Source organism: Microcoleus sp. N3A4, assembly GCF_036701805.1.
In the GTDB taxonomy this organism is placed as follows: Bacteria; Cyanobacteriota; Cyanobacteriia; order Cyanobacteriales; family Microcoleaceae; genus Microcoleus.
On record NZ_JAUBRJ010000005.1, the window covers coordinates 74,103 to 100,096 of the forward strand.

Sequence of the window (25,994 nt, forward strand, 5' to 3'; positions counted from 1 at the left end):
TTTTGACAAAAATACTTCGTTTTGACCCACATACGATCTCAAAAACCCGGTTTCTGGGACTCCCTGCGTAAGTCCTCACCTACTTTCCTCACTTGCCTACAACTGATAACAGCGATCGATCGATTGCTGCCAATACATCCGCATCCAGTTGTATTCCTGATGCAGCAGCGTTATCAACAATTTGTTCCGGGCGACTAGCACCGATAATGGCTGAAGATACGCACTCAGAGCGTAGTACCCAGGCCAGGGCTAACTGTGGCATACTTAACCCTAAGTCTTGGGCAATGGGTTTGAGTTTCTGTACTGCTGTTAGAATGCGATCGCTAAACAACTCCTCCAGCAAAAACCAATTCATTTTTTCATTTGCAGCGCGAGAATTTTGAGGTGGAACTTGTCCTGGCTGGTATTTACCTGCAAGTACACCTTGAGCTAATGGCGACCAAACAATCTGACCAACACCATTAGCTGCACACAATGGAAACACTTCAGCTTCCGGTGTGCGCCACAGCATAGAATACTGAGGCTGACTGGAAACAAAGCGTTCAACATCAGCAATACTGAACGCAGATTGAATTTGCTCTGGACTCCACTCGCTAAAGCCGATGTAACGAGCTTTTCCCTGACGCACTACCTCAGTGAGTGCCGTCATTGTTTCCTCTAAAGGTGTGTTCGGATCGTAGCGATGACATTGATACAAGTCAACATAATCGGTACGCAATCGGTTTAAAGAAGCATCGATTTGTTTTCCGATCTGGGCTGCTGACAGTCCTCGGTCAGTAGGTGACGTGGGAAAGAAGACCTTGGTCGCTAGGATATAGGACGATCGCTCAATTCCTTGTAATACTTCCCCTAGAAATGACTCAGCGCCGCCAGCCGCATAAGAATTAGAAGTGTCAATGAAGTTAATACCAACGTCAAAGGCTTTGTAAATGCAAGCCTCTGCATTTTGCTGTTCTACACCCTCACAAATACCCCAGGAACCAAGACTGATTTCTGAAATATGCAATTCGCTGTTACCCAATTTTCTGTATTTCATTTGTATTTCTTATTTCAATGTTTTTTTATATTCATTTACAAAAAATGAATATAACTCGTCAAAATAATTGTAACCGTTCAAGATATAGCCTTTCTTAAAAAGATGAGGTATGATTGACAGATTATATAACGACTTAAACGTATAGGGCTGAAGCCCAACTACGTACCTCATCTTTCTGAGAACGGCTATACTACAGGGCAATGAGAGTTTAAGCGGTATTTTCAAGATCGATTAAATTATGAGTTGGCAACAGCCTCCTTCTCCTCATTTGATTGCAAAGTCATAGGTAACTGTATTCCCGACATTAACGTGCAAGATAGCATAAATACGGATAATGCTAACCATAAAAAATGATTGCTATGAAAATAAAAGGTTGATAAACATAGAGAGATCAGTCCCAGTAAGCCGCTGACTAAGTACGTATTGCGTACAGCAGAACCCTCACCCAAGCCAGAAAAATATCCATCTAGAATATAAGCAACTCCCGCGCCCACTACAACAATGGGTATCCAAAGGATATAAATTTTAATTGCTTCTATCAATTCAGAATGGCTAGTGAACAGATGAAATATAGGGTCAGGAAAAAAGAAAGCAGCTAGCCCAACTATTAAACTAATCGCCAGATTGGTTGCTAATGCAATTTGCAAAAGTGGCACAAATTTATGTGTTGTTCCTTGACCTTGAAAGTTACCGATTAAACTTACAGTAGCGTATTCTACTCCATCACACATATACATACTTAATGCTACTATTTGGAGGAGTAAAACATTTTCAGCCAGAACTTCAGTGCCCAATGTTGCACTAAAAGCATTGAAAAGGACAAAAATAGATACGATAACTATAGACCTAACAGATAGATTGCCATTCAGAACAAAAGCAGTTTGTAATGCAGACAAATTTAGGGCTTTTCCTGTTAAAGTACCTATTTCTTTTAACGAAAATTCACGGCCAATCATCACAAGCCCTACAAATAAGGTTAGATACTGGCTAATAGCCTGCGACAATCCCGCCCCCATGCTTGACCAATCCCAAACGACAATGTAAAGGTAATTCAGTGCAATATTAGCAACATTCCCAATAATAGTGAGTAAAAGAACCTTGCGGTTTTGTTCTCTTCCAAGAAACCATCCAATTAAGACTAAGTTGACGAAAGCCGCAGGCGCTCCCCAAATCCGACTATTAAAGTAATTAATCCCGGCAAGTTGCACATCGGGAGTAGCGTTCAACAACATAAATCCGAGCTTTCCCAAAGGGTATTGCAGCAGCAGAAAAAGCATACCCAATCCCAAAGCGATTAAACCATTTTGTAGTCCTGCTAGAAGCATTTCTTCTCGGTCATCTCGTCCAACTGCTTGAGACGTAATTGCAGTTGTTCCTGACTTGATAAAGGAACAACTTTCGTAGAGAAAATCAAACAAGATAGCTCCTAATGCCACCCCTGCTAAATAACTAATGTTTGACAGGTGTCCCAGGAAAGCTACGCTGATTGCACCGGATAAGGGTATTGTAATATTCGAGGCTACGTTGACAGCAGCCATTTTCAGAAAGCGATATAGAAAGTCGTATTGAAGCAATGTCAAAGTCCCTTGGGATAGATACTCCAGTCTAGTTTATCAGTATTTTTTGCCTAATGTCAACTTGAAATACTGAACCGTATTGGGTTATGAGTCAATCAGCCTGTCAATAATCCGCTATCTTGTTTGAGGTTCAGGGGCTTTAATGCTTTTACCATCAAGGTTCCAGAGGAGTTGTCACCCCGTCAAGTGGAATCCATCGCAAGATAGACTTTTGCACGATGTCTATTAGTTTTAATCAATAAAAATTTCAATGACAAACTCCGTTCCTTCTCCCAGTGCAGAAATACAACTCAGTTTTCCGCCGTGTTTTTCTTCTACAATTTGACGGGCGATCGCCAGTCCCAACCCAGTTCCTTTGCCCACGTCTTTAGTGGTAAATAGATGGTCGAAAATACGATTTTTTACCTGTTCCGACATTCCGTTTCCGTTATCGGCGATGGCAATTTTTACCTGTTCACCTTCCACTTGCGTCCGAATAGTGATTTGATTGGGATGGGATTGAATTTCGGCAAAATTCCGTCCTTGATTCGATTCTTCTAAGGCATCGATCGCATTTGCCAGCAGATTCATAAATACCTGGTTTAATTGTCCCAAATAACATTTTACTTTGGGAATCTTGCCGTAATCTTTAATGATTTGAATTTCAGGATGCTTTTCGTTCGCTTTCAGGCGATGGCGTAAAATCATCAAAGTGCTATTGAGTCCTTCGTGGATATTAGCCTCAACTTTATTGGCCGTATCGGCGCGGGAGAAAGTGCGGAGGGAGGTGCTAATGTTTTTGATGCGATCGCACCCAATTTTCATGGAGCTCAACATCTTGGGCAAATCTTCTACTAGATAATCTAAATCTATTTCCTCTGCTTTCTCAATCAATTAAATGGAGTAGGTGGGATTGGTGAGGGTGGATAAGGTTTCTAGAATAGAGATCGGTTGGGCGGACTGTTGTAAGATAGGGCGCAGCAGATCGGGATAACGTTTTTCTAGGTCATCGGTTTTCGCTTTGGCTCCCCAGCGGGCGTAACATTAGTAAGGAATGAGAATTAAATAACTTACACTCTTGAAAGTGGGGAGTAGGGGATGGGCTCTTATAGCCCGCCCTTTTTGGACGGGCTATAAGAGCCCATCCCACCATAACAATTAAAATTGTAAGTTATTTAATTCGCGATCCTAAGCTTCCTGCATATAGCCTGCGGCGACTTTTTCTTTGCCCCAGTCGAGGTAGAATTTGGCGGCGAGTTCGTTTGCTAAGGCTTCTTCGTTGAGGAATTGGTTTTCTTTGGCGAGGGAGATGGCGCGATCGTAATAGTCGATCGCTTTTAGTTTTTGCCCCAGTACCCGATACCGTTCTGCTTCTACCAAAAGAAACTTATGTTGGTAATTCATTGGGGCATAGTGCCCCCATTTCTTCAGTTGTTTCTGATTCGCGTTAATGCACTTGAGAATTTGCTGGCGTTGTGGAGGCGTTGCAGTCGCGTAAATTGCCAGTTGTGCCAGAGAATCGTAAAAGAAGTGCAGCACCGTTGGCAGCGAGGAAACACAGTTTTCAAAGTAGGGTTTAGCAGCGTTTGACTTCTCAATTGCTGTGGCATAATCACCGAACAAATAATTAAGATGCTGCTGGCAAACGTAACTAAAAAATAACCCTGTACGATCGTTCGCCGCCACCTGTGCGGGAATATCTTCAGCAACCCGATAGCTTTCGCCGGACAAGCAACTCGGATCGCTAGAATCACCCAGAAGATTTAAGGTCGCTTGATGCTATAAGTCATAAATAGCGTTCAGGGAAATTCCCCCAAAGTCTTCCACGATCAACGCATAGCCATTCTGGTACGCTTCCACGCTGTAGGTTTGAATAATTCCGGGCAAGTTGAGGTTTTTGGCGATCGTGTATTGATTGCGAAAATTCAAGAGTTCGCTGAAGCTGGGATACTCGTTCCGCAAGACTTTAATGGCGATCGGTTTTTGGTCGCAGAGGCGAATTCCGCGATAAACTAGGGTGCGAGTGCCTGAATACAGCATATTCCATGTATATGCGGTACACACAACAAGGGTCGTAAGTAAGGTGCGTCGCCACCAGTCAATCTGCAAGTTCCATTAAACACGAGCAGCGACGCACCCTACATAACACGTACCGCACAATAGAGCTTTATAGTGTACTTCACGAACCACCGAATATGCTGTAAATTCGATCGAGAATTTGATAACCAGTTAGTTCTATCATAGAAATAATTATTTTGTGATTAAAATATTTTGCTTGACAATTATAATCTAGTGCCAATCAGATTCTACCTTCGTATCAATACTGAAAAATAAAACTAATTTCCCAGCCCGCGAACAGCTAACCGTTAACAGTTAACCGCGAACAGCTAACCGTTAACAGTTAACCGAATTCAGTTAACCGAATTTATCCTGGCTTTCAAGGCATCTCGCGCTTGTTCTCGATCGTCAAAATGGACTTTTTCAGTGCCCAAAATCTGATAATCTTCGTGTCCTTTCCCTGCAATCAGCACGCCATCTCCCGGTTTAGCGTCCATAATAGCAGTGCGAATTGCAGCGGCTCGATCGCGCATCACGACCGGCTTTACTGCGGCGGGAATTCCTGCTAAAACATCCTCCAAAATGCGATCGGGATTTTCAGTGCGCGGATTGTCGGAAGTAACAACAGTTAAATCGGCTAATTCTGCAACGATTTTACCCATGATCGGGCGTTTCGTGCGATCGCGATCGCCGCCGCAGCCAAACACGCAAATCATCTGACCCGGAATAAACGGCCGCGACGCTTTCAGCAAGTTCTCCAAACTGTCGGGAGTGTGCGCGTAATCGACAATAACGCTAATATCTTGTTCCGGGCTAATTTGCACCCGTTCCATCCGTCCCGGTACTCCCGAAAACTGAGATAATTTCTCCACAATTGCGGACAAATCTAAACCCAATTCTAAAACAGCACCGACAGCAGCCAACATATTTGATAAATTGAACTGACCGACTAAAGGCAAAACAAAAGCAGTTTCGCCCTTCGGAGTGTGCAGCATTCCCTTAACTCCATTGGGCTGATATTGTAAATCAAAAGCATATAAATCTGCTTTTTGGTTGCTAGTGCTATAACTCCAAACTTTGTCAGATGTAAGGGTTTCAACTATCCGCCGTCCGTAGGGGTCATCAATATTAACTACCGCCCGATTTTTGAGGTAATTTGGACTGAATAAAAGCGCTTTTGCCTCAAAATAATCCTCCATATCGCGGTGATAATCGAGATGGTCTTGAGTCAAATTTGTAAAGACAGCAACTTCAAAACAACAGCCCAAAACTCGCTGCTGTGCTAGGGCGTGGGAACTGACTTCCATCACGCCATATTTGCATCCGGCGACTAGAGCTTCTGCGAGTTGTTTTTGCAGGTCAACCGCAAAAGGTGTGGTGTAAAGTGCAGTTTGTTGGAAGCCAGGCCAGCGAGTATAAAGCGTGCCGAAAATCGCTGCCGGCAACTGCAGTTCATTGAGCAGAAATTCGATTAAATGAGTTGTTGTAGTTTTGCCGTTCGTGCCGGTAACGCCGACAAGTTTTAATTTGCTAGCTGGATTGCCGTAAAAAGCAGTTGCTATTTGACCGCAAACTTGAGCCATATCGGCTGCTGCGATGACGCAAGTACCCCCGTCTTCGGAAGGTGTTTTTGCGGCTGCTTGGGTGGAAATTATGGCGGCAACAGCACCAGATTCGATCGCACTTTGCCAAAAATCTCCCCCATCTACGCGCGTTCCCGCCATTCCCAAAAATAAATCGCCCGACTTGCAAGCGTGAGAATTAGTCGATAAACCCTTGACTTCGGCATCGAGGGCGGGATGTTTGGCGTCAAAGGAAATGCTGGGAACTGCTGCTAATAATTCTCTCAATTTCATCTGAAAAACTCCTTACTTGGATGTCTTGAATATGACTTGTGCAACACATTTTTTGAGTCGCTATCTACAGGCTTTTGCTGTGCAAACCCTACAGGTTTACAGTAAAGTGTGCACCGCGCACCCCGAGGCCGGGATTAATACCTGAGTTTTTGCGTAAATCGTATTATTGTGACCGATCGCTTTGCAAATATTTCTGTAACATTTGCTCCAATTGGGCGACACTACAGCGGGGAGAAGGACGGGGTAACAGTTCTTCAGGGGAGAATGCAGCCTCGCCAGCAGAATTCCTTGCCTGGGGCTGCACTTTAAACAAAACTGGAACTTCGTACTGATAAGCTTGAAACCAATCATCGCGTTCGGTAATATCTCTGACTTCGAGTTGAAACTTGAGGCTTTCAATCTGTTCGAGTTTTTCTTGCAACCCTTCGCACAAGTGGCAGCCGGGTTTGCTGTACAAAATCAATCGCATCATAAGAGTAAAATTAAACTCGATCTTAAATTCTCAAACGTCCGATCGCAAGTTGGCTAACCCAACGCGAGCAAGACGCAACTCACGGCTTTATTGGTCGCAATGCGCGATCGAAGTTATCTTAGCATTTGCGACGAACCAATTACCGGGCTTGACTATCAAAACGCAACTACCAGCCCATCGCTCTTTTTCTTCTCTTCCTCTGTGCCCTCTGCGCCTCTGCGGTAAAAAAATAAATCTAGTTCACAAATGAAAGACTTAAATTTATTCACAAAACCTAATTGTCAACTTAACCTTGACTAATAAATCAAGCTTTAGTATATTATATAAGCAGCCCTACAAAAGGAGGCAGTATGGACTACACGGAATACGCAGAAGCCAAGCGAAAAGCAGCCAAAAAAATTAGCGCCGACATTCGAGAACGCTGGAACAATCGCATCGTCACGCGAGGATTGCACTTGATGGGTGAAGCGGGTGCCGTGCAGTATTTAGCTGATTACGGGCGCGGGATTGGTACGGCAAAAGTTATTGGTTTTGCACTGTGCGCGGAGTCGGAAGGATACCCGGAAATGGCTTTTGGCTTTTGGAAAAGAGCTTTTGAATTGGAAACCGGAGAAAAGCCGATCGCCCTCAATACTCCAAACAATTCTACCGCCGATTTCGCTCCTGCTAAACAATCAACTTCCGCCCCAATAATAGAAACTGCCAACAATCCCATTGTTGCCGAATTGCCACCGCACTTGCAGCCGGGAAGGATTGTGACGATGCAGCCAGTTGACGCACCGAGCGATCGTTCTTATTATATCGAAAATCCCGATTATTGGGGGCAGCCGAAGCGCGACGGCAATCGAGTAGTTGTCATCGCGACGCCAGATAAAGTATACTACCAATCGCGATCGACTAACCTGCGGCAACAGGCATCGGTTGAGATCGATCGCACATTAATCGACACAGCCGCTAAAATTGGCACCTTTGTTTTAGACGGCGAACTGTATTACAAAAGCTTTACCGGCAGCGAACACCGCACCGGCGCGCAAGCTGCTACTGTTAATATTGAAAGCGGCTTTCCCACAATCCAGCCCAGCGCAATTTATGCCATTTTTAAAAGTTTGTTTTTCAAAGGCAATGACTTAACTACCGTGGCAGAATCCGAACGAATTGCAGCGGGAGTTGAAGTTGGCGAAATGCTGGCGAATTTATCCACAGCCTTTGAAGTTGTACCGACATTTCGCACCGCCGCCGAAAAACTCGTACTGGCAAATCAGCAGGAATCTGAAAATAGAGAAGGTGAAGTTTGGGTGTTGCACAACTGCCGCTATGTCGGCGGCAAAGATGTTAAAAAATATCCGATGGTGAGGACTAAATACTGTCAGGAACATGATTTATTTATTGTGGGATTGACGGCTACAAAAGTTGCGGGGCGGCCCTTTAGCGCCGTCAAAGTTGCGCGAGAAATCGATGGCAAATTAGTGCCAGTAGGAACAGTGGGAACCGGGTTTAGTGGGGAGGAAATGCAGGAAATTGCCCGACTCTACGAGGCTAACCCCAAAAGTGTCAAAATTAAAGTGCGATCGCAGGGTTTGACAGAAAGCGGCAAACTTTGGCACGCACGATTTCTGGAATTTTGTTAAATTTGTAGGGAAACGGCACTGCCGTTTCCCACCCGGGTATGCGATTATTAACCAATAGTGTAAAATAAAAATATCGGAGGAAACATCAATGTTTGTTAGCAAAAATAATTTCTACATTTCCCCAGAAGATTACCTAGAAGGCGAACGAGTCAGCCCCATCAAACACGAGTATAGACGCGGACACGTCTATGCAATGACGGGTGCAAAAAAACCTCATATTGTTATTTCAGTAAATTTAGCAAGTTTGCTTAACAATCATCTCCGCGAGAGTTCCTGCTTAGTTCTTTCATCAGATATAAAAGTACGACTGGAAGAGGCAAATTGCTATTACTATCCTGATGTAGCGGTGACTTGCGACGAAAGAGATACAAGTTCTACTGAAGACTTCATTTTATATCCATCTTTGGTAGTTGAGGTATTGTCGCCCTCAACTGCATCTTTTGACAGGGGCGATAAATTTGTCGATTACCAAACTGCATCGAGTTTGCAAGAATACGTGTTAATCACTCAATCCGAAATCAAAATTGAATGTTTTAGACTCAATGCTGAGGGTAACTGGGTTTCTCAGACTTACCGACAAGGAGATACAGTAGAATTTGTTAGTGCGAATTTTAGTTGTGCAATTAGCGAGATATATGAAAAAGTCCCCGGCATAATATTGTGATTTATGAAAAAAAACTTTCTTTGGTTCGTTGTCACGAAGGCAAGTCCTTCTTCTGAGGACTTAAGTCCTCACAACAAATAACCCATAACCCATAACCCATAACCCATAACCCATAACCCATAACCCATAACCAATGATTAAAATCTTACACCTTTCAGATATTCACATGGGAAGCGGCTTTTCCCACGGGCGCATTAATCCAGAAACTGGTTTAAATACGCGCTTGGAAGACTTCGCGGCGACGCTGAGCAAATGTATGGATAGAGCAATTTCTGAACCCGTAGATTTAGTCGTATTCGGCGGCGATGCTTTCCCGGATTCGACGCCTCCACCGTTTGTAAAAGAGGCTTTTGCTCGCCAATTCAGCCGCTTGGTGGACGCGCAAATTCCGACGGTTTTGCTAGTAGGAAATCACGACCAACATTCTCAGGGACAAGGCGGCGCGAGTTTGGGAATTTATCGGACTTTGGGGATACCTAAGTTTATTGTAGGCGATCGCCTGGACACTCACCTGATTCAAACCCGCAGCGGGCCCGTACAGGTGGTAACATTGCCTTGGTTGACTCGATCGACCTTAATGACACGTTCCGAGACTGAAAACCTTTCTATGGGCGATGTTAACCAATTATTAACCGAAAAACTGACGATCGCAATGGAAGGCGAAATTCGCCGCCTCAACCCCGACATACCAACCGTACTTTTAGCGCACTTAATGGCAGATAAAGCAAGTCTGGGCGCCGAGCGTTTTTTAGCAGTTGGTAAAGGCTTTAACATTCCCGTTTCCATGCTAACTCGCCCTTGTTTTGATTACGTTGCTCTCGGCCACGTTCACAAACACCAAAATCTCAATGCTTCCAACAATCCGCCAGTAATTTATCCCGGAAGTATCGAACGAGTTGATTTTAGCGAAGAGAAAGAAGACAAAGGTTTTGTGTTAGTTAACTTGGAACGGGGGAAAGCAGAGTGGGAATTTTGTGCTTTGCCCGTGCGGGTATTTATTACTGTGAAAGTCAATGTTTCGGAAGCGGAAAACCCGCAGGCGGAGTTAGTGAAAGCTATTGGTAAAAAAGAGATAAACGATGCGGTTGTGAGGTTGATTTACCAAGTGCGATCGGAACAATTGGATTTAATCGACAACGCAGAATTGCACGCACTTCTGGGCGAAGCGCACAGCTACACAATTCAACCGGAATTAGTCAGTCAGCTAGCAAGGCCGCGGCTGCCAGAATTGAATGCTAATAATAGTATAGAACCGTTAGAAGCTTTGAAAACTTATCTGGCAAGTCGCGAAGATTTGAAAGATGTTGCGGAGAGTATGTTAGAGGCGGCGCAGGGTTTGTTGGGTGGTGGCGAGGAAGTTTTGGTAGAATTTTAGGTATTGTCTGTCACGTTATATGCGGATCTCTACACAGAAATATTACGTGACAGTTAGTAGGTGCTAATAGACAATCGCCTTCCACATAGTATAGGTGAAAATGTTCAGGTTGTCGACTATTTTCATGGAAGTAGTTTAGCAATGACATACCCAGATCATGAAAAGCAGATTTAGAACCTTCAAATACCAGATTTCTTTGGTTTAGGTGAATTTTGATTAAGTCTAATCCTTCTGGATTTTTTATCGAAGACAACTTCATGGAAATACCTTCCAGGTTTTCAGGATAAAACTCGGACTTTATTTTCTCCGCGTGAAGCTTCAAATCTTCACTGATGCTTATGCAAAGTTCTCCCAGTTCGATCAAACCTCGTGGCGAATCAGATATCTCTATTTCTGGTTCGTCCCAGTTGCCATCAAATAAGATATACACAGTTTGCCTCCCCCTCTAGTAATCTATTGTTGTAATTCACGAATCAGCATTCCCAAAAATCTCCCCTACAACCAACCGAGTTCCGTTCGCAAAATCCACCCCAGACTGCACCTTTTTCCCCGCTAACTGCACCTCCCGCAACAATAATAAACCATCACCGGTTTGGACGATCGCCCCCAAGCCCTTCACAACCTTCACAACAGCCCCATTCTCCCCCGACAACTGGGACAAAACAGGCCATTCGCGTTCCAAAACCCTCAACTCCGGCGGCATTTGCAGCCAATATTCCGGCCCCACGGGCACAGTAGCCATCACCTTCAAAGAATTGCCGCGAAAAGTCGTCGTGCAATCCGGGAAAAAGCCCCTAACTTGATTGTGAAGGTCGATCGCACTTTTCGACCAATCCAGCACATAATCCGCACTCTTAATCATCGGTGCGTAAGTCGCCTCAGCATCATTTTGAACAACAGCTTTAACTTCCCCATCCCTCAATTTCACCAAAGTTTCCACTAACAAATCCGCCCCAACTTCCGCCAACCTGTCACCCAAAGAATCAGCATTATCCAACAGTGAAATACCAGCAAAAGCCTTCAACAGCATCGCCCCAGTATCCATGCCAGCATCCATCAGCATAGTAGTAATTCCCGTCGCCTTTTCCCCGTCAACAAGACAGCGCTGAATCGGCGCGGCACCGCGATACTTCGGCAAAATTGAACCGTGAACGTTAACGCAAGCCAAATTAGGAATATCCAGAATTTCTTGAGAAAGAATCTGGCCGTAAGCTACCACCACAAAAACATCGGCCGCCGCTTCCCGCAACTTAGCAAGCGTTTCCGCATCCTTCTTAATTCGTCGCGGCTGCCAAACCGGGAGACTGTGATTTAAAGCCGCATCTTTTACAGGTGAAGGCATCAATTTATTGCCCCTTCCCCGGCGTTTGTCCGGCTGAGTCACCACACCCACAACCTCAAATTCTGGATGGCTTAGCAAACTGGATAAACTAGGAACAGCAAAGTCGGGAGTGCCAAAAAAGACAATTTTCATAGATTTTTACTTATTTCGTACAATAATAACAACAAAACTACGCCATTAATTCATCCACCGCCACCCTAAATCCTGCCAAAACAACCTGAGTTATCGCCACCTCACCAGGCTTGAACAAAACCACCTGACTTTGAGTAATTACTAACACCCAACTACTCTTAGGAAACAGCAGCCAAACTTCCAAACATCCCGATTCTAAATACTCCTGTGCCTTAGCAAAAACATCATCTGCAAAATCGCTAGGCGAAACAATCTCAGCTAGCAGCGGAAAACTCTGCGCCAAAACTGAAAACTCCCCAACTTGCGCCAACAGTTCAGGAGTAATATAAGATACATCGGGTATTCGCCCTTTTTTCAGAGTTTGACAAGTGACTTCCACATAAACCTCGCCTCCTTGCCCGCTTGAGATCATGTAACTTCTCCAGTAATAATCTAGCTTTGATTGAATGCGGCGAGTCTTTGCAGTCATTCCCGGTTTGCCCACTACTTCTCCATTGACAAGTTCTACAGGATGTTTGACTATAACTTTACCGTCCGCCCACTCCGTCCCGTCAGGAGGATTTTGCATCCATTCTTCCAAAGTTAAATCTAACTGTTCTACACTAGGAATTATCATCGGATTTACAGTTTTTAGTGTTCATCTCAATCTTATCATATCTGTCAGAACATGGAAAGCCCATCTAATCTCCTGCTTAAACTCAGCCGCAGCTTATTTGCCGACACCGCCGAACAAGAACAGTTTATTCAGGCCGTCACAAATCCCCAACCTTTTAATCCTGCCATCTTGTGGCTGCAACCAAAACCAACAGAAAACCCATTTATTCTCGAACATCCAGTTTCTTGGCAACCGGAATTTGTAGATAGACTAGCCTTAGAATCCAAGCCCGGAAAACATTCCTTACATCAAGCCGGAAATTACTACTGTCTCGACTTTTCCTCAATCTTCGCCGCCTCCACCTTACTAACAATACCGCAACCAATCAAACTAATTTTAGATATGTGCGCCGCCCCCGGAGGCAAAAGTGTATTTGCCTGGAAAACATTAAACCCAGAATTGCTGTTGTGCAACGAAGTCACAGGCAAACGCATGGGAATGCTGATCTCTAATTTAAGACGCTGCCAAATTCTACCATCTGCCGCCGCTAACGTCGATTCAAAAATACTTGCCGAAAAAATACCACAAACTGCTAATTTAGTAATAGTAGATGCTCCTTGTACTGGTCAATCACTCTTAGCAAAAGGAGACAAAGCACCCGGCTGCTTTCATCATGTCACCATCAACAGCAATGCCAACCGCCAAAAAAGAATTTTAGCCAATTCTGCTAAAATTGTAGCGCCCCAAGGTTATCTTGCTTACATGACCTGCACTTATTCAACCGCAGAAAACGAACGAGTCAGCGAATGGCTGTTAAGCAAATTTCCCGAATTTGGGCCAGTCACTGTTCCTCATTTAGAAAAATATCGATCGCACCTGACAGAAATTCCTTGCTATCGGATGTGGCCGCAAGATAAACTAGGAGCCGGAGCTTTCACAGTTTTGTTTCAAAATACCTCAGAAGGACAGACAAATCAGCTACCCGCAGATTTTCTAGAATTAGCCCGTTTTACCAACCTCTAACTATCCGCGTCCATCCGCGTTCATCTGCGGTTAAAAAAACTTCTTCCCTGAATACAACTAAAAAATGATTTTATCACAATTATCCAAAGCCATAAAAATGCAACTAAAACTAGCTGCTTGCATTTTACTTATTTTAAATTTGCTAATATTAAGCGGCTGTCAAAACCCCCAAACAAACAGCGAAAAAATCAAGATTACACTGTGGCACGGCATTAACCCCCCGCCCAATCGCGACGTATTTCAAACCCTCACCGACAAATTCAACAAAACACATCCCAAGATCCAAGTAGAACCAATTTACATCGGTCAGCCAGACCAACAACTGCCAAAAATCCTCACATCAATAGTAGGAAATGCGCCGCCAGAGTTGCTGTTTAATGTACCCACAATTGCCGGAAAACTAGCAGAACTCAACGCAATTCAACCCTTAGAAAACTGGCTAGACAAATCGCCCAGGAAAGCCGAAATCGACCCGGCACTCTTCGAGTCAATGGAACTGGGCGGACATACTTGGTCAGTTCCCCTAGCCACAAACAACGCAGCCATATTTTACCGTCCCAGCTTATTTAAAGCAGCAGGAATCAAAAAAGTTCCCCAGAATTGGGCGCAATTAAAGCAAGCAGCCCGATCGCTCACGCGAGACACCAACGGAGACGGCCGCACAGACCAACACGGCATAGTGCTCCCCCTAGGCAAAGGAGAATGGACGGTATTTACCTGGCTGCCATTCATGTTCAGCGCAGGCGGCGAACTCAAAGCCGAAACACCTCAAAGTCCCGTACCCCAAATAGACAATCCCGGTTCTCGCGCCGCCTTAGAATTGTGGAGCGACTTGTTAAAAGAAGGTTCAGCAATACTGTCAGCACCCGAACGCGGTTACGAACTCGACAACTTCATCGCCGGCAAAGTCGCCATGCAAATCACCGGGCCGTGGACGCTAGCACAATTGCAGCAAAGCCCGATCGACTACGCAGTGATGTCGATACCCGCCCTCAAACGGCCCGCAGCCGTCGTTGGGGGTGAAAACCTATTTTTAATGAAAACCTCCCCAGAACGCGAAAAAGCTGCCAGAGAATTCTTAGAATACGTTCTAGGTGAAGAATTCCAAACAGCATGGGCATTGGGAACCGGTTACTTGCCAATTAACTTAAAATCGAGACAGAGCCAAACTTATCAAAGCTTTGTGGAAAAAAACCCTGTTTTGAGAGTATTTTTAGAGCAAATGAACTCAGCCAGAGCGCGACCCATTATCTCAGGTTACTCCCGCCTGTCAGAAAACCTCGGTCGCGCCATAGAGGCAACCCTTCTCGGCCGCAACCCCCAAGACGCCCTTAAAGAAGCTCAAGAGCGTTTGACACTAACTTTAGATACTGCAACAGCAAAAGGGAAATAGAGAAGGGAAAATAAATTTTTTTGCTGTAAATTCTCCGCTTTCACTGTATTCGATCGCAAGACTTGAAGCCTCGATTAATTGGTGGAAAGTCTAGTGAAAATAACTCCCGCCTGCACTTCTAATCAGAAACCCGGTTTCTTGCCCGGGAGTTACCTGAAAGCTGAGATTGTACGTCGTTGTTATCGGTTGCTTAGGTATGATTGAGCATGGTGCAAAATGTTAGGGTGAATTGAGTTGCGATCGCCCAACATGAAAAAACACCCGGAGTCGCTCGGTAATAAATCTTTAACAAAAACCAAAAATCTACAGACCGAATTCTTAGCCCTTACAGATATATTGACAAAAAAGCGATACTCCCGAAATTTATGCGTAGATTCGTCGATCGCACAGCAAAAAAAAACCGAACCCTCAACAGCGCCACAAAAAATTAGCTCAAAAGGTTCTCCCACTACCTACCACCCATGACCTACCATCACCTAATAGAAACATTTTCCCTACCCTGTGTCTGTCCCGTGCCACCTACTGAGACCCCAACCACCGTCCACCTTTTCCCCAAACGACAATGCAGACAAAGTTCCTTAACGCAATCAAAGGACATTCCTGGCGGTACTTCCTCGCAGTAGGGGCGATCGCCCTAGTCTACTATTTGGCGTCGCAATTCGCAATTTCCACGCTCACCCTGAGTTCAGAAATTTACCCGATGTGGCCAGCAGCAGGAATTGCCCAAGTCGCCCTGCTGCTGTTCGGGCGGAAACTGTGGCCGGGAATCGCAATCGGAGGCTTCCTGTTCAGCATGAGCGTACCGTCGTCCAACATCGGCACGGCATTGATCTCGGCGGGCGCCAGAACCCTGCAAGCCTGGACGGGAACTTATCTGCTACAGGACATTAATTTTAGCGCCGGGCTCGATCGGCTCAAAGACGTTTTAGGAATAGTCGGACTAGCAGCCTTGGGATCTACCCTGATCAACTCCAGTATCGGCAGCATCGTCGTATGCCTGACCGGTTTATCTAGCTGGAGCGATTTTGGCACGATTTGGGGGACTTGGTGGGTGGGAGACGCTATGGGAATTTTGCTCGTCGCCCCGCTGCTGCTGACGTGGCAACAATTGCCCAAAGTCCCCACCCGCCGCCAACAGATGGTCGAACGAGCGATTTGGCTGCTGCTGCTGCTAGCAGTCGGCTGGCTCGTCTTTTGCTCGCGCACCCGCGCCGCCTACGCCCGCTATCCCCTCGAATACTTACCATTTCCCCTCGTAGTTTGGGCTGCCTTTCGATTCGGCCAGCGCTACACGGCCCTCTCCAACTTCATCCTCTGCGGCTTCGCCATTTGGGGCATCGCCCGAGGCAGCGGCCCCTTTCTCAAACACGCCAGCAGCATCCCCCAAGCACTGTTATCCCTGCAAGCCTTCATCGCCGTCATCGCCGTCACCGGCTTAGTCTTAGCCGCCACCGTCGCCGAACGCCACCAAGCAGAAGCCTCCCTGCGAGCCAGCGAAGCCAGCCTCGCCAACGCCCAGCGCATCGCGCAGCTAGGCAATTGGGACTTAGACCGCAACACCAAGCAATTGCGGTGGTCAGAGGAAATTTACCGCATCTTGGGAGAGCGCCCGGGAACTTTTGAACCCAGCCTTGAAGCCTTCTTGGAATACGTGCACCCCGAAGACCGAGAATTAGTCAAAACCTCGATCGAAGCCGCTTTATTTCACCAACAGCCTTACAGCATCGACTACAGGCTCGTACTCCCCGACGGCAGCAACCGCACAGTCTACGAACAAGCGGCGGTCAACTTCCTCTACATTACTAGCACCGTCCAAGACATCACAGACAGAAAGCGGGCCGAAGCCGCGCTGCGTTCTTCAGAAGAAAGATTTTCCAAAGCCTTTCACGCCTCCCCAGTCGGCATCAGCATCTGCACCCTCACAGACGGATGCTTCCTCGATGCCAACGAAAGCTTTTTGCGCTCTTTAGGCTGGCTGCGGCACGAATTTATCGGCCGCACCGTCAACGACTTAGGAATATTGGTCAATTCAGAAGACGGGGGGCGGCTCGCCGAGATATTGCAATCACAAAATTCGATCGGCAACCAAGAAATCAAAATTCGCACCAAAGCCGGCGAAGTGCGCGACTGGCTGCTGTCAGCGGAACTCATCGACCTCGGCAGTAATCAGTGCGTTTTAATCATGACCAGCGACATCACCGAACGCTTGCGTTCCGAAGAATTCCGCCGCGCCGCATTAACCGCCGAAGCTGCAAATCGATCGAAAAGCATTTTTCTCGCCAACATGAGTCACGAACTCAGAACCCCCCTCAACGCCATCATCGGCTACAGCGAGATCCTGCAAGAAGACGCCCGAGACCTCGGTGCCGAAGAGTTCATAGACGACCTCCAGAAAATTAACATCGCCGGCCAGCACTTGCTAGCGCTGATTAAAGATATTCTAGACTTCTCTAAAATTGAAGCAGGCCGCACCGACTTGCACGTCGAAACCTTCACCATTTTAAATCTGGTTGAGGAAGTAGTCGCCACGATCGCGCCGATGGCAGACAAAAATAACAATATCTTAGAAATACAATGCTCTGAGGATATTGGCTCGATGCAGACCGACTTAACTAAACTCCGCCAGTCACTGCTCAACCTGCTCAGCAATGCCTCGAAGTTTACTTCCTCCGGCGTGATTGCGTTCGCCGTTACCCGCTCCGTCGAAACCCCCGCCGAGGCTGCCAAGAGACGCAAAAAACTTGGAACTTATAGAGGAGGTAGCCAAGCTGAAAATAGCTTGTCTCTGTTGTCTTCCCCTCAAGATTGGATCGTTTTTACGGTCAAAGATACCGGCATTGGCATGAGTCCCGAACAGTTAGCCAAAATCTTCGATCCTTTCACGCAAGCCGATTCCTCAACTACTAAGAAGTACGGCGGCACTGGTTTGGGGCTGACGATTAGCAAGAAATTCTGCGAAATGATGGGCGGAGACATTACCGCATTCAGCGAGTTGGAGAAAGGTTCTATTTTTACAATTCGGCTGCCAGCTATTATCAGCGAAACTTCGATATTCACCGAATAGTGCGATCGATCATATTTTTTGACAGTTATTTTCGAGCGCTGCCCACTTTATTAGTCTCCGCAATTTGCTGATTGTTTCGCTAGCAGGTATGGAGATTTTGAACGTATAGCAAGAAGCAATATAATAGCTTGTGTTTCAGAAATTAAGGATCGCGAATTAAATAACTTACAATTTTAATTGTTATGGTGGGATGGGCGTCCCGCCCGTCCAAAAATGGCGGGCTATAAGAGCCCACCCCACTTTCCTTGTGTAAGTTATTTAATTCTCATTCCTAAGAACGTTTTAACCGTCGGCGCGGTTGCTATAATCATCGCATTGATCGACTCATTTTTTTGACTATTTTTTGGGAATCATAGAGGTATAATATGATGTTTTGCTATCAAACCATAATTAAGTTGGCAGTCAGTACGAAAGTCCTGATATCGTTTCGGCTGGCATCGGAACAATGATTTTCCGAGTACAGTGCGAGCGAGACGCTCTAACCTGATTTGATATCGCTCCCGAAACCCGATTTGTACACCTAAGTTGACCGCTCAAAAAAGCGAGTTTTGGCAGAAACCGGGTTTTTGAGCGTAAGTTAACTCGATCGCATACCATTTTTGAGTGTGCGATCGACATTCAGAGCAGGGGTTTGTTGACAATGGAAAATTTTTTGATAATATAGCAACCGCAAAGAGGGCGAGGACATTATTAATTGCTAAAACCCTGGCTTTTATTACTTCTGCCTTCTGCCTTCTGCTTTCTGCTATAAATATAATTAGCGCAGTTTGAAAGATTTTGGACAGCAGAGATGCTCGATCTGCGCCTCGATAAAACCTATGATTTGCTCGATCCCGTACTTGTATACTAACTGTATAGCTGTCTATATATACTATTAATTAAAAAGATATACTGTAGAAAGTTGCCTACAAAGCGCCAGAAATTATGCATCCCCACCTCCAGCGCCAACTCGAACAGCTCGGTTTAGCCGGCGAGTCCCCCCCTCCCACTGCTGAGCAGTGGCAGCTATTCTTAGAGCAAGTAAGTTGTAGCTACGACGGAGCTCGGAGCCTGCAGGAACCGCTGCAGGCTGGTTTGAACTCGGAGCCAGCGGCGCTACAGGATTTGGCCCCCTCGCGCCAGTCCCCTCAAGACTCTCCAACAGCTTCAGAAATCGATCGACTCCGGGCGACTGTCAACAGTTTGGGGGCGGGATTGTGTATCCTTGACGCGAAGGGGTTTGTCATTTCGGTGAATCCAGAGGCCGAACGCTTGCTGGGGTGGCGAGAGTCTGAACTTGCAGGCGTTTCGCTGCTAGAACGCATCGGGAAGCAAAACAAAGGCAAGAAATCCCAAGTTTTGACCGATCGAGTAAGTAAAAGTGAAGATAGGTCGATCGCACCTACACTAGGTTTACAAGAGGCGATCGCCTCCGGTCAACCTTGCAGCAATTGGGACGGCGAGTTTCTGTGCCGCGACGGCAAGATTTTACCAGTTTCCTATTTTTTTAATCCCGCAGTTGATGGCGGCGAAATATCAGTCTTGGTGTTTTTTGACATTAGAGAACACAAGCAATCGCTCTCGATGCTGCAAGCAGTTATAGAATCTACAGATGCGGGAATTCTTGCGGTTGACAGCAACGGCAATATATGCAATTACAATCAGAAATTTGTCGAGATGTGGGGTTTGCCAGCCACCCAAGGAAAGTTGAACCGATCGACCTTCGGCACTGTCAAAAAACCGCTCGAAACAGGATTCCCCAACGCCCGGGAACAATTAAAAGACCCCCGAGGATTTCTCCAAAACGCGATCGAAGTGTCGGCCGATCCAGATACTCAAATCCGGGAATTATTAGAATTTAAAGACGGAAAAATTATCGAATTAAATTCGTTACCATCAAAAAAAGTCGGAACAAACACAGTCGGCAGAGTCTGGAGCTTTCGAGACGTTACCGACCGCCAAAAAGTAGCACAATCTTTGCAGTATAGAGTAGAATTCAATCAGTCGATCGCCAGTTTGTCAACCGGTTTTATCGGCCAGCCCGGATCGGAAATAGACAAAAACATCGATCGAACACTGGAAGCGATCGCCACCTCGATCGGGTTTGACCGCAGTTACATCTACCTGTTATCAGCAGACAAAACCCGCGCCGACAAAACCTACGAGTGGTGCCCCGACGGCATTCCGGCAATCAAAGACAGCACCGACAAACAAATAGACATCGCACAAATCCCTTGGATCGCAGAAAAACTCGATCGCGCCGAATGCCTCTACATTCCAGAAATCGGCGAACTCGCGCCCCCAGCCAAGGCGGAAATTGCCTGTTTGACAGGCACAAAATCGCCAGAATTCCTGACTGATTCCCCATCCCAAACCGCCGCCGCTCGAACAGCACCCGCCTCAACACATCCCAGTGCAGATTCCCTAAAAACAGAATTAAACAAACCTCAAAACAACATCAGATCGCTGATAATTATTCCCCTAATTAGCAGTAAAAACCTAGTAGGATTTCTCAGATTCGATGCCTCACAGCAAACAGCAGGTCGTGAAGCGAAGCTATCCGGTTCCCCGCAGGGGTTCCCGAAGGGTAGGGAATCGACCGAAGAAATATCCACCATGCTAAAAATGGTAGGAGAAATGCTCGCCAATGCCCTAGAGCGCAAGCAAGTAGAAAAAACCTTGAGAGAAGCCGAAACAAAATACCGCAGCATCTTTGAAAACGCAGTCGAAGGCATATTCCAGACCACCCCAGACGGGCGCTACCTCAATGCCAATCCCGCACTAGCCGAGATTTACGGCTACGAATCCTCTACCCAAATGCTCGCCGAACTCGCAAACCTCAACCGCCAACTTTACGTAGACCCCAAGCGACGCGCCGAGTTTATGGCCCAATTGGCCGCGCGCAGCCAAGTGTCAAAATTTGAATCCCAAATATACCGCCGAGACGGCAGCACGATCTGGATTTCCGAAAACGCCCGCAGCATCTGCGACGAAAGCGGCAGCATTTTGTACTGCGAAGGCACAGTCCAAGACATCACCGATCGCAAACAAGCAGAATCCGCCATGCAGTCGGCCCTAGAAGCAGCAGAATCAGCCAACCGGGCAAAAAGCACATTTCTCGCCAACATGAGCCACGAACTGCGAACACCCCTCAATGCCATCATCGGCTACAGCGAAATGCTTAAAGAAGAAGCCGAAGAATTGGGAAGTTGCGAATCCCTCCCCGACCTCGAACAAATCCGCACCGCAGGGAAACACCTGCTGTCCCTGATCGACGACATTCTAGATATCTCTAAAATTGAAGCAGGCCGAATGGATCTCTACTTAGAAACCTTCGACATCCATGCCTTAATTGAAAGCGCTGTCGCCACGGCGAGGCCGCTGGTCGAGAAAAACGGCAACACCCTAGAAGTGTACTGTCCAGACAACTTCGACACCATGCACGCCGACATGACCAAAGTGCGGCAAGTGCTGCTGAACCTGCTCAGCAACGCTGCCAAGTTCACTCAAAATGGGAAAATTGCGATCGGAGTGGAAAGAATTAAAAATGAACAATTAAGAATGAAAAATCAAGAGGAATCTTCCCAAATTTTAATTTCCAACTCCGAATTTTTCAGTTTCCGCGTCGCCGACACCGGCATCGGCATGACAAAAGAGCAATTGCAGCAAGTTTTCCAACCTTTCACCCAAGCTGACGCCTCGACTACCCGCAAGTACGGCGGCACCGGGTTGGGACTCGCGATCAGCCAGCGCTTCTGTCAAATGATGGGCGGCAGCATTGAGGCCAGCAGCACCTTGGGCTCCGGCAGCACTTTCACCGTACTCTTGCCCAGCGCCATCAAACAGCCGGAAATCGCCAACAAAGTCCGCGACAGCCCCAGCCTTCCGGGCGCCGCCGCTGTCGGCACGGTGCTGGTAGTTGACGACGACCCGATCTCGCGGGATTTGATCCAGCGCGCCCTCGTTCGCCAAGGGCTGCACATCGAAGTCGCCGGCGGTGGCGAGCAAGCTCTCAGGCTCGCTAAGCAACTGCGGCCAGACGCGATTACCCTCGACGTGATCATGCCCGGAATGGACGGCTGGGCGGTGCTTTCGGCCCTAAAGGCAGATCCCGATCTTGCCTCTATTCCCGTAATCCTGCTATCCTTTGTTGGCAACAAAAGCCTCGGCTTTGCATTGGGTGCCTCGGACTACCTCACCAAACCAGTGGACGGCAAACGGCTGGCTGCCTTGTTGAACAAGTACCGACGCGACCAAGACGGCGTTGCAAGTAACAATTTGACCTGTCAGATTCTAATTGTGGAAGATGACGTTGCCACGCGCGAAATACTGCGACGCATACTAGAAAGAGAAGGCTGGGCGGTAACGGAAGCTGACAGCGGGCGCGCTGCTCTCTCTCGGCTAGAAATTGCCAGACCGCATCTGATCCTGCTGGATTTGATGCTGCCGGAAATGGATGGCTTTGAGTTGATCGGCGAACTTCGCAAATCGTACTCTGGAGATCCAATACCGATTGTTGTGCTGACGGGGAAAGACCTGACACCGGCCGAAAGCCAGCAGCTAAACGGTTGTGTCGATCGGGTGTTGCAAAAGGGAGTCTACAGTTGCGATACTTTGTTGCGCGATGTTCGCTCTATAGTGAATGACAGGTTCGATCGCAGGTACGACTCGAAAGGCAAGGAGAACACCAATGGCTAAAATCCTGTTGGTCGAAGATAACGAAATGAACAGGGATATGCTTTCCAGGCGTCTGGCCCGCAAGGGACACGAGGTATTTATTGCTGTTGACGGTGCTGAGGGGGTGTCGATGGCCCTCGCGAAAGTACCGGATTTGATTCTGATGGATATGAGTCTGCCGGTGCTCGACGGGTGGCAAGCAACGCAGCAAATTAAGGCTGCTCCTGAAACTAGCACGATTCCGGTGATTGCGCTGACGGCTCACGCAATGGCGGGCGACCGTGAAAAGTGTCTGGCCGCCGGCTGCGACGACTACGACACCAAACCGGTCGAGTTTCCCCGACTTTTGGGTAAGATTGAAATGCTTCTAAAAGAGGCTATGACATGAAAGGTGACGAGGGCAGCGTGCTGGTTGTTGACGACAATGAGGTGAACCGCGATTTGCTGGCCCGCCGACTTCAGCGTCAAGGCCACGCGGTGACTGTTGCGGAAGATGGTGTGCAAGCTCTGGAAATGTTGCGAACAGAGCCTTTTGATTTAGTTCTCCTCGACATTATGATGCCGCAAATGAACGGCTATCAAGTGCTGGAAAATCTGAAGGCGGACGAGAAGTTGCGCTACATCCCGGTGATTATGATTTCGGCGGTGGACGATATCGACAGTATCGTGCGGTGTATAGAGTTGGGGGCGGAGGATTATCTTTCTAAACCGTTCAATCCGGTATTGCTCAAAGCTCGGATTAGCGCTTGTTTGGAAAAGAAGCGGCTGCGGGATAAAGAGCAGGCGTATTTGCAGGAGTTGGCTGAGGAAAAGGAAAAGTCGGAGCGTTTGCTGTTAAATATTTTACCCAAGGCGATCGCGCAGCGCCTCAAACACGGCGAAAGTACGATCGCCGACAGTTTCGCTGAGGTAACAGTGATGTTTGCCGATTTGGTCGGTTTTACCAAGCTTTCGGCTCATTTGTCGCCGGCCCAGTTGGTGGAGTTGCTCAACGAGATTTTTTCGGCTTTTGACGAGTTGGCCGATCGCTACGGACTTGAGAAAATTAAGACGATCGGCGATGCTTATATGGTAGTTGGCGGTTTGCCGACGCCCAGCGACGACCACGCCGAGTCGATCGCCGAAATGGCGATCGACATTCTAGCAGCAATGACTAAGATGCGTACCAAGGGAGGTCAGCCGCTCAGCATCCGCATCGGCATCCACACAGGCCCGGTAGAAGCTGGGGTAATCGGTACTAAAAAATTTACTTACGATTTGTGGGGAGATACGGTAAATACAGCTTCCCGGATGGAATCTCAAGGCGTCCCCGGCAGCATTCAGGTGACAGTTGCTACCTACGAGCGCCTGCGCGATAAGTACGTTTTTGAGGAGCGCGGCGTGATTCCGGTGAAGGGCAAAGGCGATATGATGACTTATCTGCTTGTGGGCCGAAAGGCTTAATTAATCATTGGGCATTGGGCATTGGGCATCGGGCATTGGGCATTGGGCATCGGGTATCGGGTATCGATAACTAATATCAACAGTTAACAGTCAACAGTCAACAGTCAACAGTCAACAGTCAACAGTCAACAGTCAACAAATTATCAAATGAACGTAAATTCTAACCTTTTAATGTACGCCCAATGGGCGGGAATTCTGACAGCAGTCTTGGCTGTTGTGACAGTGCTGGCTTTTATCTTCAAATGGGGTTTTCGCTTCCGATTGGTAGGAGTGACAAGCTTTATGGGCGTAGTCGCTGCAAGTATATTCGGTCTGGGTTTGGGACTGTTTACTCGCACAGAAATTCCGGGTGCGGTTCGCTATTCTTTAGTTTACGATACAGGCGGCGCTCAAACAGTAGTTACCGTGCCACCGACGATTACCGAATCCGAGTTAGAAGCAACGATGCAGCAAGTGGCTGCGGATTTGTACTCTCCAGGGCGATCTGGAAGGGGCAGAGACTACATGACAATCCGCGTTCGTACAGTTGTACATCCTGAACCAGGGCTGTCGCAGCCGCTGTTTTTGGGCGAGGTGAGGCGATCGCTCGCGACTCGTTATGATGACAAAATGGCGATCGAAATCTTCCCGGAAAAAGTTGCAATCTTGAAAAAATACCAAGCCTGATAAATGCTGTAGGGGCGGGTTTTACAAATAATAATTGCCGAAAACCGACAATCTCAAAAACCCGCCCCCACCCAACTTAGATGATGCGGCGATTGAAATCGCTTCTAGACAAACGAAGTCCACTCAAGCGCGGACTAAGATGGGCTACAAAAAATACTTTAAAATTATCACAAAAATATCAAATTATGACTCAAGAATCTGAAAAAAGGCAAGCTTGTTGGAAAAGATGGAACCGAGAAGATGATCTAGCTTTGACTCCCCAAGAACGGAAACGGGAATTGGTGAGAATTCAAGTTTTAATTGATGAGTATGGGCCAACACCAGAACAAAAAGCTGATTTGTTTTTAGAACAAGGTTTATTGTATAGCTTTGGTGAAGAATACGCAAAAGCGATCGCCTCCTACGACAAAGCCTTAGAAATCAAACCAGATAATCACGAAGCCTGGAACAATCGGGGCAATGCACTCGGTAAATTAGGCAGGCGAGAAGATGCGATCGCCGACTACGACAAAGCCTTAGAAATCAAACCAGATTTTCACAAAGCCTGGTACAATCGGGGCAATGCACTGCGTAAATTAGGCAGGCATGAAGAAGCGATCGCCGACTACGACAAAGCCTTAGAATTCAAACCAGATTTACACGAAGCCTGGTTCAGTCGGGGCCATGCACTGGGTGATTTAGGCAGGCATGAAGAAGCGATCGCCTCCTACGACAAAGCCTTAGAAATCAAACCAGATGATCACGAATACTGGTCGAATCGGGGCGTTGCACTGTATAATTTAGGCAGGCGAGAAGATGCGATCGCCGACTACGACAAAGCCTTAGAAATCAAACCAGATTTTCACACAGCCTGGAACAATCGGGGCAATGCACTGCGTAAATTAGGCAGGCATGAAGAAGCGATCGCCGACTACGACAAAGCCTTAGAATTCAAACCAGATTTACACGAAGCCTGGTTCAATCGGGGCAATGCACTGCGTAAATTAGGCAGGCATGAAGAAGCGATCGCCGACTACGACAAAGCCTTAGAATTCA

The 25,994-nt window shown here is 47.0% G+C and carries 19 protein-coding genes and 1 pseudogene; 11 read left to right on the forward strand and 9 right to left on the reverse strand.

The genetic code is table 11. The annotated features are described in order from the left end of the window. Nucleotides 1-88: 88 nt before the first annotated feature. The 7 genes and pseudogenes from QUA56_RS04675 to QUA56_RS04705 all read right to left on the reverse strand — a co-directional run bounded on the left by QUA56_RS04675 (nucleotide 89) and on the right by QUA56_RS04705 (nucleotide 6,975). Nucleotides 89-1,036 (reverse strand): aldo/keto reductase family protein, encoded by a 948-nt coding sequence (locus QUA56_RS04675; RefSeq protein ID WP_333353884.1) that lies wholly within the window; start codon nucleotides 1,034-1,036, stop codon nucleotides 89-91. Nucleotides 1,037-1,272: 236 nt separating this feature from the next. Next, nucleotides 1,273-2,616, reverse strand: coding sequence for a guanitoxin biosynthesis MATE family efflux transporter GntT (gntT, locus tag QUA56_RS04680; RefSeq protein ID WP_333353887.1), 1,344 nt, complete (start codon nucleotides 2,614-2,616; stop codon nucleotides 1,273-1,275). 228 nt (nucleotides 2,617-2,844) lie between these two features. After that, nucleotides 2,845-3,486: pseudogene (locus QUA56_RS04685) on the reverse strand (sensor histidine kinase); the annotation flags it as partial. Between the two features lie 294 nt (nucleotides 3,487-3,780). Beyond that, nucleotides 3,781-4,323 carry a hypothetical protein gene (locus tag QUA56_RS04690; protein ID WP_333353890.1) on the reverse strand — a complete coding sequence of 181 codons (543 nt, stop codon included), beginning with the start codon at nucleotides 4,321-4,323 and terminating at the stop codon, nucleotides 3,781-3,783. Between the two features lie 48 nt (nucleotides 4,324-4,371). Further along, a complete protein-coding gene (locus QUA56_RS04695) occupies nucleotides 4,372-4,632 on the reverse strand; it encodes a hypothetical protein (RefSeq protein ID WP_333353892.1) in 261 nt (86 codons plus the stop codon). 371 nt (nucleotides 4,633-5,003) lie between these two features. Continuing rightward, nucleotides 5,004-6,506 carry a UDP-N-acetylmuramoyl-L-alanyl-D-glutamate--2,6-diaminopimelate ligase gene (locus QUA56_RS04700; RefSeq protein ID WP_333353895.1) on the reverse strand — a complete coding sequence of 501 codons (1,503 nt, stop codon included), beginning with the start codon at nucleotides 6,504-6,506 and terminating at the stop codon, nucleotides 5,004-5,006. A 163-nt stretch (nucleotides 6,507-6,669) separates the two neighbouring features. Next, entirely contained in the window at nucleotides 6,670-6,975 is a 306-nt protein-coding gene (locus QUA56_RS04705) for a glutaredoxin family protein (RefSeq protein WP_333354069.1), read from the reverse strand. A gap of 353 nt (nucleotides 6,976-7,328) precedes the next feature. Here QUA56_RS04705 and QUA56_RS04710 point away from each other — a divergent pair, with 353 nt between their 5' ends. The 3 genes from QUA56_RS04710 (at nucleotide 7,329) to QUA56_RS04720 (ending at nucleotide 10,645) form a co-directional block, all read left to right on the forward strand. Then, nucleotides 7,329-8,606: an ATP-dependent DNA ligase gene (locus QUA56_RS04710; RefSeq protein WP_333353898.1), complete on the forward strand. Its 1,278-nt coding sequence runs from the start codon at nucleotides 7,329-7,331 to the stop codon at nucleotides 8,604-8,606. Nucleotides 8,607-8,694: 88 nt separating this feature from the next. Next, on the forward strand, nucleotides 8,695-9,270 hold the full coding sequence (locus tag QUA56_RS04715) for a Uma2 family endonuclease (protein WP_333353901.1): 576 nt from the start codon (nucleotides 8,695-8,697) through the stop codon (nucleotides 9,268-9,270). A 133-nt stretch (nucleotides 9,271-9,403) separates the two neighbouring features. Further along, nucleotides 9,404-10,645, forward strand: a complete 1,242-nt coding sequence (locus QUA56_RS04720) for an exonuclease SbcCD subunit D (protein WP_333353904.1) — start codon at nucleotides 9,404-9,406, stop codon at nucleotides 10,643-10,645. Nucleotides 10,646-11,111: 466 nt separating this feature from the next. On the opposite strand, the gene fmt is transcribed toward QUA56_RS04720, so the two are convergent. Beyond that, on the reverse strand, nucleotides 11,112-12,119 hold the full coding sequence (fmt, locus tag QUA56_RS04725; protein ID WP_333353906.1) for a methionyl-tRNA formyltransferase: 1,008 nt from the start codon (nucleotides 12,117-12,119) through the stop codon (nucleotides 11,112-11,114). Nucleotides 12,120-12,156: 37 nt separating this feature from the next. Then, nucleotides 12,157-12,735 carry a Uma2 family endonuclease gene (locus QUA56_RS04730; RefSeq protein ID WP_333353909.1) on the reverse strand — a complete coding sequence of 193 codons (579 nt, stop codon included), beginning with the start codon at nucleotides 12,733-12,735 and terminating at the stop codon, nucleotides 12,157-12,159. A 51-nt stretch (nucleotides 12,736-12,786) separates the two neighbouring features. Between QUA56_RS04730 and QUA56_RS04735 the strand changes: the two genes are divergently transcribed. From QUA56_RS04735 to QUA56_RS04770, 8 genes are all read left to right on the forward strand, one after another. Continuing rightward, entirely contained in the window at nucleotides 12,787-13,737 is a 951-nt protein-coding gene (locus tag QUA56_RS04735) for an RsmB/NOP family class I SAM-dependent RNA methyltransferase (protein ID WP_333353912.1), read from the forward strand. 64 nt (nucleotides 13,738-13,801) lie between these two features. Then, nucleotides 13,802-15,130 carry an ABC transporter substrate-binding protein gene (locus QUA56_RS04740; RefSeq protein ID WP_333353914.1) on the forward strand — a complete coding sequence of 443 codons (1,329 nt, stop codon included), beginning with the start codon at nucleotides 13,802-13,804 and terminating at the stop codon, nucleotides 15,128-15,130. A gap of 562 nt (nucleotides 15,131-15,692) precedes the next feature. After that, on the forward strand, nucleotides 15,693-18,194 hold the full coding sequence (locus tag QUA56_RS04745) for an MASE1 domain-containing protein (protein WP_333353917.1): 2,502 nt from the start codon (nucleotides 15,693-15,695) through the stop codon (nucleotides 18,192-18,194). Nucleotides 18,195-19,118: 924 nt separating this feature from the next. Further along, nucleotides 19,119-22,871 (forward strand): response regulator, encoded by a 3,753-nt coding sequence (locus tag QUA56_RS04750; protein ID WP_333353919.1) that lies wholly within the window; start codon nucleotides 19,119-19,121, stop codon nucleotides 22,869-22,871. Beyond that, a complete protein-coding gene (locus QUA56_RS04755) occupies nucleotides 22,864-23,238 on the forward strand; it encodes a response regulator (protein WP_333271634.1) in 375 nt (124 codons plus the stop codon). The genes QUA56_RS04750 and QUA56_RS04755 overlap by 8 nt, the downstream gene beginning before the upstream one ends. Beyond that, nucleotides 23,235-24,293 (forward strand): adenylate/guanylate cyclase domain-containing protein, encoded by a 1,059-nt coding sequence (locus tag QUA56_RS04760; RefSeq protein WP_333353922.1) that lies wholly within the window; start codon nucleotides 23,235-23,237, stop codon nucleotides 24,291-24,293. The genes QUA56_RS04755 and QUA56_RS04760 overlap by 4 nt, the downstream gene beginning before the upstream one ends. Before the next feature lie 147 nt (nucleotides 24,294-24,440). Further along, nucleotides 24,441-24,959, forward strand: a complete 519-nt coding sequence (locus tag QUA56_RS04765; RefSeq protein ID WP_333024861.1) for a Ycf51 family protein — start codon at nucleotides 24,441-24,443, stop codon at nucleotides 24,957-24,959. A 185-nt stretch (nucleotides 24,960-25,144) separates the two neighbouring features. Continuing rightward, nucleotides 25,145-25,994: tetratricopeptide repeat protein (locus tag QUA56_RS04770; protein ID WP_333353925.1), on the forward strand; the 850-nt coding region annotated here is incomplete at its 3' end.